The organism is Mycolicibacterium wolinskyi (assembly GCF_002101965.1).
Taxonomy (GTDB): Bacteria; Actinomycetota; Actinomycetes; order Mycobacteriales; family Mycobacteriaceae; genus Mycobacterium; species Mycobacterium wolinskyi.
Genome location: NZ_LQQA01000002.1, coordinates 37,465 through 48,451, shown reverse-complemented (window position 1 = coordinate 48,451; position 10,987 = coordinate 37,465). Strand labels below are relative to the sequence as shown.

Sequence of the window (10,987 nt, the reverse complement as noted above, 5' to 3'; positions counted from 1 at the left end):
GTCGCGGTCCGGGTGGGCCCGGTCCGGGTGGGCCCGGTCCGGGTGGGCCCGGTGGTCCCGATCGCCCCGGCGGACCCGGCGGGCCCGGTGGTTTTGGTCCGGGTGGCCCCGGCGGTCCCGGGCCGGGCGGCCCAGGTGGCCCCGGCGGTCCCGGGCCGGGCGGCCCTGGCGGCCCCGGTGGTCCGGGGCCGGGCGGCCCTGGCGGCCCCGGTGGTCCGGGCGGGCACTGGGACGCGCCTCCGCCTCCCCCACCGAACCTGGCCTGGCGCGGCATCGACCAGGGCCGCTTCGACCATCAGCCGTTCAACTACAACGGGCACTGGGTCACCCCGATTTTCAACCCGGGCTTCAACAACTGGGGCTTCTGGCTGTTCGGGATCTGGATCCCGCTGTGATCGAAGGGCTTTCACTCGACTGACATCGCGGCGTACGTAGCGCCACGGCGATTGCGCTGCCGACTCACCGGCCTGGCGCTACGTACGGACGCGAGGAGGGCCATACGATCTGGGGCGTGGCCCGGATGCTGCGTGCCCTCCTCGTCATGGTGTTCGTCGGTCTGAGCGCGAACATCGCGGCACCGGCGTGGGCATGTGGCTGCGGTGCCTACATACCGGACAACGACGACGCGGCCGTCATCGACGAACGCGCGCTCATCACCTGGGACGGCACCACGCAGGACATCCTGATGTCGTTCAACGTGCGTGGCGGCTCGGAGAAGGCGGCGTGGGTGATGCCGGTGCCCACCGCATCCCACGTCACCGCCGGGGACGGTGCGGTGTTCGAGGAGTTGGCGCGGCTGACTGCGCCGCGCATCGAATACCGCGACTCGTGGTGGCCGACGTTCGGCTGGCTGGGCGGTTTCGCGGCCGCCGACGGCGGTGCCGACCGAGCGCCCGCCGGGGCCGACGTCAGCGTGCTCAGCCAGCAGCGCATCGGGCCTTTCGCGATCACCCGGCTCGCCGCAGACGATCCGGCCGCATTGGCGGATTGGCTGGCCGACAACGGTTTTCCGCAACCGCCCGACCTGTCGCGCAACATCGCCCCCTATGTCGCCGACGGCTGGGAGATCGTCGCGATCCAGTTGACGCCCGACACCGCGGGAGCCGAGCTCACCGGAAACCTGCAGCCGCTTCGGCTCTCGTTTGCCTCCGGCAAGGTGGTGTACCCGATGCGGTTGTCCCGGTCGGCGAAGATGCCGCAGGCCGTCGACCTCTACGTGATCGCCGAGCACCGGATGGATCCGGTGAAATACCCGGTCGCGGGTGAGCGGCCGACGCTGGAGTTCGCGGGCCCCGTCGCGGCCGAATCGGTCGCGTACACCCTGCGGCCCCACCTCGAGTCGGGCGCCTACCTCACCCGGTGGAGCAACGACATCAGCCGGCCGGAATCCATCGACGGCGACTACGTCTTCGAGCGCGCCGATTCCGACGCGGCGTTCCAGAAGGTCGTCCACGAATACCGCGACCATGGCGATGTCACCGGATTCTTCCTGCTGGCGGGCAGTGCGCTGGCCGCGATCTCGACGATTGTCGCCGTCCTGATCGTGTGGGTGTGGCGCGCCCGTCAGGCCAGGTAGGCGACCGCGTCCCGCATGCGCTCGGCCGCGGCGCGCAGGTCACCGACTGCCGGGCCGGCGCGCAGCACCTCACGCGACACCGCGGGCAGCAGCGTCTTGGCGCCACCGAGTCCGCCCAACGCCTCCGGGCGGCCGCCCTGGGCGCCCACCCCGGGAACGAGGACGGGACCGCCGAGCGTGCTGAGATCGGGTGGTTCGGTGACTGTCGCGCCGACGACCACCCCGACCGAGCCCATGGCGTCGTTCGCGGCGTGATTGACCTCGGAAACCGAGTCGACGATCGACTGCGCGACCGTACGTGCCCCGGCCACGGCACGTTGCACGCTCGCGCCTTCCGGATTCGACGTGGCGGCCAGCACGAAGACCCCGCGGCCACGTTCGGCGGCGGTGTCCAGCAGCGGCTGCAGCGACCCGAATCCGAGGTACGGCGATGCGGTGACCGCGTCGGCCGCGAGCGGCGAGTCACCGGCCCACGCCGCGGCATAGGCCGCCATCGTCGAACCGATGTCTCCCCGTTTCGCGTCGGCCAACACCAGCACACCGGCATCGCGCAATGCCGCGATCGTGCGCTCAAGCACCGCGAAACCGGCGGAACCATAGGCCTCGAAGAACGCCACCTGCGGTTTGACGATCGCGAAGTCCGCGAACGCCGCCACGCAGATGTCGCAGAACGCAGCCAGACCGGAGGCGTCGGTCGTCAGACCCCACGCCCGCAGCAGCTCCGGATGCGGGTCGATCCCCGGACACAACGGCCCGCGGGCCGACACCGCGTCGGCCAGTCGCTGCCCAAAGCCGGCCATGGCTATCGGGATTCCAGCTCGCTGTGCAGTTCCTGCAGCGACATCACGCCGATGTCGCCGCGGATGCCCGCCTCGATGCCCTGCACCGCGGCCGACGCACCCTGCACCGTGGTGACGCACGGGATGTTCATCGACACGGCCGCCGACCGGATTTCATAACCGTCGACGCGCGGGCCGGAATTGCCGTACGGCGTGTTGATGACCATGTCGACCTCGCCGGCGCGGATCGCGTCCACCGCCGACGGACGCGTGTCGCCGTCGACGGGTTCCTCGGAGTGCTTGCGCACCTCGTCACACGGAATGCCGTTGCGGCGCAACATCTCCGCGGTGCCCTCGGTGGCCAGGACCCGGAAGCCCAGATCGGCCAGCCGCTTCACCGGGAACACGAGCGAACGCTTGTCGCGGTTGGCCACCGACACGAACACCGTGCCGTCGGCAGGCAACGATCCGTACGCGGCGGTCTGGCTCTTGGCGAAGGCCGTGCCGAAATCGTGGTCGATGCCCATCACCTCGCCGGTCGATTTCATCTCCGGGCCGAGCAGCGAATCCACCTGTGCGCCATCGGCTCTGCGGAACCGGTGGAACGGCAGCACCGCCTCCTTGACCGCCACCGGGGCGTTGCGCGGGATGTGCGCACCGTCCCCGGTCTCGGTCAGCAGACCCTCCTCGCGCAGCTGCGCGATGGTGGCGCCCAGCATCACCCGGGCGCAGGCCTTGGCCAGCGGAACGGCGGTGGCCTTGGACACGAACGGCACGGTCCGGCTCGCCCGGGGATTCGCCTCAAGGACGTAGAGCACGTCGTCCTTGAGCGCGTACTGAACGTTGAGCAACCCGACCACACCGATGCCGTGGGCGATGGCCTCGGTCGCGCGGCGCACCGCTTCGATGTCGCTGCGGCCCAACGTCACCGGCGGCAGCGCACACGCCGAATCGCCGGAATGGATACCGGCTTCCTCGATGTGTTCCATGATGCCGCCGATGTAGACCTCGGAGCCGTCGCACAGCGCATCGACGTCGATCTCGATGGCGTCCTCCAGGAACCGGTCGACGAGCACCGGATGTTCCGGCGACAGTTGCGTGGCACGGGTGATGTAGCCCTGCAGGGTCTGCTCGTCGTAGACGATCTCCATACCCCGCCCGCCGAGCACGTACGACGGCCGCACCAGCACCGGGTAGCCGATGTCGGCGGCGATGCGGCGCGCCTGCTCGAAGCTCGTGGCGGTGCCGAACCGCGGTGCGGGCAGCCCGGCCGTGGTCAGCACCTCACCGAACGCGCCGCGGTCCTCGGCCAGATCGATGGCCTTGGGGCTCGTACCGACGATCGGAACGCCCGCCTCCTCAAGGCGTTTGGCGAGGCCGAGCGGAGTCTGCCCGCCGAGCTGCACGATGACGCCGACGACGCCGGGCCCACCCTCGCCCGACACGGATTCGGCGTGATAGATCTCCAGCACGTCCTCGAACGTGAGCGGCTCGAAGTACAGCCGGTCGGCGGTGTCGTAGTCGGTGGAGACCGTCTCGGGGTTGCAGTTGACCATGACCGTCTCGAAACCGGCCTGGCTCAACGTCGTCGCCGCATGCACGCAGCTGTAGTCGAACTCGATGCCCTGCCCGATGCGGTTCGGTCCGGAGCCCAGGATCAGCACCTTGGGTTTCTCGGTCTGCGGAGCCACCTCGGTTTCGGCGGCGGGGTCGAGTTCGTAGCTGCTGTAGTGGTACGGCGTCTTGGCGTCGAACTCCGCGGCGCACGTGTCGACGGTCTTGAACACCGGGTGGATACCGAGCCGTTGTCGCAGTGCGCGCACACCCGATTCACCCGCCAGCTCGGGTCGCAGTGCCGAGATCTGGCGGTCGGACAGGCCGCTGTGCTTGGCCCGGCGCAACAGTTCCTCGTCGAGGACCGGCGCGTCGATCAGCTCCGCGCGCAACGCGACGAGACCCGCGATCTGCTCGACGAACCACGGATCGACGCCGGACGCCTCTGCGACCTGCTCGACGGACGCGCCGAGCCGCAGCGCGAGCTCGATGTCGTAGATCCTGCCGTCCATCGGCGTCCGCAGATTGGTGAGCACCTGCTCGACGGAGATCTCGGGATCCGGGGCCGTCCAGAACCCGGCGCGGCTGGTTTCCAGCGACCGCATCACCTTGCCGAGCGCCTCGATGAAGTTGCGTCCCAGCGACATAGCCTCGCCGACCGACTTCATCGTGGTCGTCAGGGTCGCGTCGGCGCCCGGGAACTTCTCGAACGCGAACCGCGGCGCCTTGACCACGACGTAGTCCAGCGTCGGCTCGAAGCAGGCCGGGGTTTCCTTGGTGATGTCGTTGAGGATCTCGTCGAGCGTGTAGCCGATGGCCAGCTTCGCGGCGATCTTCGCGATCGGGAAACCGGTGGCCTTCGACGCCAGCGCCGACGAGCGGGACACGCGCGGGTTCATCTCGATGACGATGAGCCGCCCGTCTTTCGGGTTGACCGCGAACTGGATGTTGCAGCCGCCGGTGTCCACGCCGACCTCACGCAGGATCGCGATGCCGAGATCGCGCATCTTCTGGTACTCGCGGTCGGTCAGCGTCATCGCCGGCGCCACGGTCACCGAATCGCCGGTGTGCACGCCCATCGGATCGAAGTTCTCGATCGAGCAGACCACCACGACGTTGTCGCGGCCGTCGCGCATCAGCTCGAGCTCGAATTCCTTCCAGCCGTAGATCGATTCCTCGATCAGCACGTTGGCCGACGGCGATGCGGCGAGCCCGTCGCCGGCCATCCGCTCGACGTCCTCAGCCGAGTACGCCATGCCCGAACCGAGCCCGCCCATCGTGAAGCTGGGCCGCACCACGACGGGCAGGCCGAGGTCGGCCACCGTCTCGCGCACTTCGTCCATGGTGAAACACACACGGCTGCGGGCGGATTCGCCGCCCACCTTCGCGACGATGTCCTTGAACTTCTGCCGATCCTCGCCGCGCTGGATGGCTTCGAAGTCGGCGCCGATGAGTTCGACGTCGTAGCGCTCCAGCACGCCGCCCTCGTGCAGGGCGACTGCGGTGTTCAGCGCGGTCTGCCCGCCGAGTGTGGCGAGCACCGCGTCGATCTTGTTGCCACGCTCGGCCTGCTGGGCGATGACCTTCTCGACGAACGCGGCCGTGATGGGTTCGACGTAGGTGTGATCGGCGAACTCGGGGTCGGTCATGATGGTCGCCGGGTTCGAGTTGACCAGGCTCACCTGCAGGCCCTCGGCACGCAGGACACGGCACGCCTGGGTGCCCGAATAGTCGAACTCGCAGGCCTGGCCGATAACGATCGGGCCCGACCCGATGACCAGCACATGGTTGAGATCAGAGCGACGTGGCATTACTGGTTCCCCTCACCGCGAGCGACCGTGTCTGTACACGACACGCCGCGAAAATCTGTACAAAAGTGGTCGCTCGCCGAGCAGATCATCACTTGTCCTCCGCCATGAGGTCGACGAACTGGTCGAACAGGTAGTTGGCATCGTGCGGGCCCGCCGCCGCCTCGGGGTGGTACTGCACCGAGAACGCCCGGCCGTTGGCGAGCCGGATGCCTTCGACGACACCGTCGTTCGCGCAGGTGTGGCTCACCTCGGCGGCGCCGAACGGGGTGTCGAACGTCTCCCCCGCTTCGCCTTCGAGGGCGAACCCGTGGTTCTGCGCGGTGATCGCGACACGTCCGGTGATGTGGTCGATCACCGGGATGTTGATGCCACGGTGGCCGAACACCATCTTGTAGGTGGACCGGCCCAGGGCCCGGCCGAGGATCTGGTTTCCGAAGCAGATGCCGAACAACGGGATCCCGGCACCCAGTACCTCGCGGGTCACCTCGACGATGTGGTCGGCGGTCGCGGGATCGCCCGGCCCGTTGGACAGGAACACCCCGTCGGGCTTGAGGTCGGCGATCTGCTCGAAGGTCACCGACGACGGCAGCACGTGGCTGCGGATGCCGCGGCGCGCGAAGTTGCGCGGCGTGTTCGTCTTGATGCCGAGGTCGACGGCGGCGACCGTGAAGCGTTGCGTACCTTCGGGTTCCACCACATAGGTGGCCTCGGTGCTGACCTCGCCGGCCAGGTTCGCGCCGAGCATCGACGGCTGGCTGCGCACGCGCTCCAGCAGCTCATCGGGTTCGGCCAGCGCATCGCCGCTGAACACCCCGGCCTTCATCGAGCCGCGGGTGCGCAGGTGGCGCACCACCGCCCTGGTGTCGATACCGGCGACCCCGACGATGCCCTGCGCGACGAGTTCGTCCTCCAAGGTGCCGTCGGCGCGCCAGTTCGACGCCCGCGGCGACGGATCACGTACCGCGTACCCCGCGACCCAGATCTTGTCGCCACGGCTTTCGCCGTCCTCGCGATTCCAGCCGGTGTTGCCGATCTGCGGCGCGGTCGCGACGACGATCTGACCGTGGTAGCTCGGATCGGTAAGCGTCTCCTGATAGCCCGACATGCCGGTCGAGAACACCGCTTCGCCCAATGTCTGTCCGATCGCGCCGAACGCGGTGCCGGAGAAGACGCGACCGTCCTCGAGCACCAAGACGGCCTGATTGCGCGTTGTCATGCTTTTTCCTCCAGCCAGCGGTCGAGTTCGGCGCGGTTGTCCGCGCGGAAGCCGGTGTCGATTTCGGCGCCCGACGGCAATCGCCACCGGATCGCCAGAATGCCGTCGTACGTGAGCGCCTTGCCCGCGATGCCACGTTCGGTGCGGATCGCGGTGATCGACTCGGCGGGAATCCAGATCGGTCCGGCCCCACTGCGTTGCATCATGATGCCCTCGGGGTAGCGCGTCAGCACCGCCTTGGCGCGGAACCCCAGATCACCGGCGGCGACCTTGTCGTTCCAATGCGGCACCAGCGTGCTTCCCACGTAAAGGCCCTTGGTGGCGGACACGGTCGCCTGCCCGACGGTATCGGGCAGCGCAGGCAGGGTGCCGATCAGCTCGGCCTGCCGCTGCGCCCGGTGCAACCAGCCGCGCATCATCTGCCGGATGAAGAACGCGATCAGCAGCGCCAGCACCGCAGCCATCACCAATGAGGCGATCAGCGTGGGGGTGTTCACCGTTCACACTTCCCGTCACGCGCCGTGATCCGCCCCCGCAACAACGTCGCGGTCACGGTGGCGGGCAACTCCATCGACTCGAACGGCGTGTTGTCCGAGCGGCTGGCCAACTCGGTGCCTGCCACGGTCCAGGTCGCGTCCGGGTCGACCACCGTCAGGTTGGCCGGCTCCCCCACTTCCAGTGGCCGGCCCTGGTCGGGCAGGCCGACGATGGCGGCCGGCGCCTCGCTCATCACCTTGGCCACGCCGCGCCAGTCGAGCAGGCCGGGCCGCACCATGGTCTCCACCACGACCGACAGCGCGGTCTGCAGACCCAGCATGCCCGGGCGCGCGACCGAGAACTCACAGCACTTTTCGTGCTCGGCGTGCGGTGCGTGGTCGGTGGCCACGCAGTCGATGACGCCGTCGGCCAATGCCTGACGCAGCGCCTCGGCGTCGCCGGCCTCACGCAGCGGCGGGTTGACCCGGTTGCGCCCGTCATAGCTCGCGAGCCGGGTGTCATCGAGCAGCAGGTGGTGCGGTGTCACCTCGGCGGTGATCGAAATACCTTGCGCCTTGGCCCATTTCAGCAACTCGACGGTGCCTGCGGTGGAGGCGTGGCAGATGTGCACGCGGGCCCCGGCATCGCGGGCCAGGATCGCGTCACGGGCGACGATCGACTCCTCGGCAGAACGCGGCCAGCCCGTGAGACCGAGCTTGGCGGCGTTGGGTCCCTCGTGCGCTACCGCGCCGACGGTCAGCCGCGGCTCCTCGGCATGCTGGGCGATGAGCACTCCCAGCCCGGTGGCGTACTCCAGCGCCCGGCGCATCACCAGCGGATCGTCCACGCACACACCGTCGTCGGAGAACATCCGCACCTGACCGACGCCTGCCGCCATCAGGCCCATCTCGGTGAGCTGCTTGCCCTCGAGTCCCACGGTCACCGCACCGACGGGGTGCACGTCGACCAGGCCGACCTGTTGCCCGCGGTTCCACACATGGTCGGTGACGACGGCGGTGTCGGCGACGGGATCGGTGTTGGCCATCGCGAACACGGCGGTGTACCCACCCAATGCCGCTGCGGCGGAGCCGGTCTCGATGTCCTCGGCGTATTCGCGGCCGGGCTCGCGCAGATGGGTGTGCAGGTCGACGAACCCGGGCAACAGCACCTGCCCGGTGGCGTCGATGACCTCGGCCGCGTCCGGGATCGCCAGCCCGGCACCGATTTCGGCGATCTGACCGTCGTCGACCAACACGTCGACCGCGTCGCCTTCACCGTAGAGCCGTACCCCGCGGATCAACACCGTGTTACCCCTGCTCTGCGCGGTCATACGCTGATCGCCTCCCGGTCTGCGCCGACCAGCAGATGGAACAGCACAGCCATCCGCACGTGGACGCCATTCGAAACCTGTTGTAGCACCGCCGATTGCGATGAATCAGCCACCGGATAGGCGATCTCCATGCCCCGCAGCATGGGGCCGGGGTGCAGCACGACCGCGCGGTCCGGCAGCATGGCCTGCCGCTTCTCCGACAGCCCGTAGCGCACCGAGTACTCGCGTGCGGACGGGAAGAACGCGCCGTTCATCCGCTCGGCCTGCACGCGCAGCATCAACACCGCATCGGCCGCGGGCAGTTCGGCGTCGAGGTCGTAGGACACCGACACCGGCCAGTCCGCGACCCCCGTCGGCAACAGCGTCGGTGGTGCGACCAGCACCACCTCGGCGCCAAGGGTCGCCAGCAGCGTCACGTTGGACCGGGCCACGCGGCTGTGTAGGACATCGCCGACGATGACCACCCGCTTGCCCTCGATGCCGCCGAGCCGCTGCCGGATCGTCAGCGCGTCGAGCAGGGCCTGGGTCGGATGCTCGTGGGTGCCGTCGCCCGCGTTGATCACGGAAGGCCCGCCGCCGTCCTCCTCGGCGGTCCACTCCGCGAGCTGCTGCGCGGCGCCGGAAGCCGGGTGGCGGATGATCAGCGCATCGGCGCCTGCCGCCCGCAGTGTCAGCGCGGTGTCGCGCAGCGACTCGCCTTTGGCCACCGACGATCCCGAGGCGCTGACGTTGATGACGTCGGCGCTCATCCACTTGCCCGCCACCTCGAACGAGACCCGGGTACGCGTCGAGTTCTCGTAGAACATCGTGATGATCGTGCGGCCGCGCAGCGTGGGCAGCTTCTTGACCTCACGGCCAAGCAGCGCCTCGCGGAAGCGGTCGGCGTCGTCGAGGATCGCGGTTGCGTCGTCGCGGGACAGATCCGCTGCCGACAACAGATGCCGAGCACTCACTTGGATATCACCACCCCGTCACGGTCGTCATGCTCGGTCAACAGCACGTGGACGCTCTCACTGCGTGAGGTCGGCACGTTCTTGCCGACATAGTCGGCGCGGATGGGCAGCTCGCGGTGGCCGCGGTCGACGAGCACGGCCAACTGGACACTGCGGGGCCTGCCGATGTCGCGCAGCGCGTCGAGCGCCGAGCGCACCGAGCGGCCCGAGTAGAGGACGTCGTCGACGAGGATGACCACGGCGTCGTCGATGCCGCCGGCCGGGATGGAGGTCGACGCGAGCGGACGCGGCGGCTTGAAGTTGAGGTCGTCGCGGTAGAGCGTGATGTCGAGCGCGCCGTGCGGCAGTTCGACACCGGCGAACTCGTTGATTTTGTCGGCGAGCCGCGTGGCGAGGATCACGCCCCGCGTCGGGATGCCCAGCAACACCACGCGCGCCCGCTCCGCGGGATCGTCCAGCGCGGTCTTCTCGATGATCTGGTGGGCGATGCGGGAAATTGTCCGGCCGACGTCCGCCGCGGACAGCAATTCCCGGTCGGTACCTGAAGAGCCCATGGTGAGACCCTGACCTCCTTCTCCGCCTCTCTGGACGGATCGTTAAAGGACGTCGAACTGCCGGGCAGCTTAACAGAGCACGACTATCCTGACGAAAATGACATCCCCCGGTTCCCCGTTCGACTTCGATGCCCTGTACCGCGGCGAAAGTCCCGCAGAAGGTGTGCCGCCGATCACCACGCCGCCCTGGGATACCAAGGCGCCGAAAGAAAATGTCGTCGCCTGGGCCGAAGCAGGCCTGGTGCACGGTCATGTGCTCGACATCGGCTGCGGTCTTGGTGACAACGCGATCTATCTCGCGCAGCAGGGTTACGAGGTCACCGCACTCGACATCTCCCCGACGGCGCTGATCACCGCCGAGCGCCGCGCGGCCGACGCGGGCGTGAAGATCACGTTCGCGGTGTCCGACGCCACGCGCCTCGACGGGTACGACGACGCCTTCGACACCGTGATCGACAGCGGGATGTACCACTGCCTCGACGACGACGGCAAGCGCGACTACGCCGCCGCCGTGCACCGGGCCACCCGGCCCGGTGCGACGTTGCTGCTCGGCGCGTTCTCCGATGCCAACCTGCAGCAGCCCGACTGGGGTGCGCCGACGGTTTCGGAGGAGACGCTGCGTACGACGCTGGGCGACGCGGGGTGGGACATCACCTCGCTGACCACCGAGACGACGACGCTGCCCCACAACGGGGCGGACGCGTCGTTCTGGCTGCTGCAGGCGCAGCGCCGCTGAT

The 10,987-nt window shown here is 68.7% G+C and carries 10 protein-coding genes; 3 read left to right on the top strand and 7 right to left on the bottom strand.

Annotated features, from left to right (window positions below):
* Nucleotides 1-395: hypothetical protein (locus tag AWC31_RS36660; protein ID WP_110774853.1), on the top strand; the 395-nt coding region annotated here is incomplete at its 5' end.
* A 125-nt stretch (nucleotides 396-520) separates the two neighbouring features.
* A complete protein-coding gene (locus AWC31_RS00600; RefSeq protein WP_085141860.1) occupies nucleotides 521-1,576 on the top strand; it encodes a DUF2330 domain-containing protein in 1,056 nt (351 codons plus the stop codon).
* On the opposite strand, the gene pyrF is transcribed toward AWC31_RS00600, so the two are convergent.
* From pyrF to pyrR, 7 genes are all read right to left on the bottom strand, one after another.
* Nucleotides 1,564-2,376, bottom strand: a complete 813-nt coding sequence (gene pyrF / locus AWC31_RS00595) for an orotidine-5'-phosphate decarboxylase (RefSeq protein WP_085141858.1) — start codon at nucleotides 2,374-2,376, stop codon at nucleotides 1,564-1,566. The two genes, AWC31_RS00600 and pyrF, sit on opposite strands and share 13 nt — an antisense overlap.
* Before the next feature lie 2 nt (nucleotides 2,377-2,378).
* Nucleotides 2,379-5,720: a carbamoyl-phosphate synthase large subunit gene (gene carB, locus AWC31_RS00590; protein ID WP_085141856.1), complete on the bottom strand. Its 3,342-nt coding sequence runs from the start codon at nucleotides 5,718-5,720 to the stop codon at nucleotides 2,379-2,381.
* 88 nt (nucleotides 5,721-5,808) lie between these two features.
* Nucleotides 5,809-6,936: a glutamine-hydrolyzing carbamoyl-phosphate synthase small subunit gene (gene carA, locus AWC31_RS00585; RefSeq protein WP_067845142.1), complete on the bottom strand. Its 1,128-nt coding sequence runs from the start codon at nucleotides 6,934-6,936 to the stop codon at nucleotides 5,809-5,811.
* Nucleotides 6,933-7,433 (bottom strand): PH-like domain-containing protein, encoded by a 501-nt coding sequence (locus tag AWC31_RS00580; RefSeq protein WP_085141854.1) that lies wholly within the window; start codon nucleotides 7,431-7,433, stop codon nucleotides 6,933-6,935. The genes carA and AWC31_RS00580 overlap by 4 nt, the downstream gene beginning before the upstream one ends.
* Nucleotides 7,430-8,743 carry a dihydroorotase gene (locus AWC31_RS00575; RefSeq protein ID WP_085141852.1) on the bottom strand — a complete coding sequence of 438 codons (1,314 nt, stop codon included), beginning with the start codon at nucleotides 8,741-8,743 and terminating at the stop codon, nucleotides 7,430-7,432. The genes AWC31_RS00580 and AWC31_RS00575 overlap by 4 nt, the downstream gene beginning before the upstream one ends.
* On the bottom strand, nucleotides 8,740-9,696 hold the full coding sequence (locus AWC31_RS00570; protein WP_067845137.1) for an aspartate carbamoyltransferase catalytic subunit: 957 nt from the start codon (nucleotides 9,694-9,696) through the stop codon (nucleotides 8,740-8,742). The genes AWC31_RS00575 and AWC31_RS00570 overlap by 4 nt, the downstream gene beginning before the upstream one ends.
* On the bottom strand, nucleotides 9,693-10,250 hold the full coding sequence (gene pyrR, locus AWC31_RS00565) for a bifunctional pyr operon transcriptional regulator/uracil phosphoribosyltransferase PyrR (protein WP_067845136.1): 558 nt from the start codon (nucleotides 10,248-10,250) through the stop codon (nucleotides 9,693-9,695). The genes AWC31_RS00570 and pyrR overlap by 4 nt, the downstream gene beginning before the upstream one ends.
* A 97-nt stretch (nucleotides 10,251-10,347) precedes the next feature.
* Here pyrR and AWC31_RS00560 point away from each other — a divergent pair, with 97 nt between their 5' ends.
* On the top strand, nucleotides 10,348-10,986 hold the full coding sequence (locus AWC31_RS00560; protein ID WP_085141850.1) for a class I SAM-dependent methyltransferase: 639 nt from the start codon (nucleotides 10,348-10,350) through the stop codon (nucleotides 10,984-10,986).
* The last annotated feature ends 1 nt before the right edge of the window (nucleotide 10,987 follow it).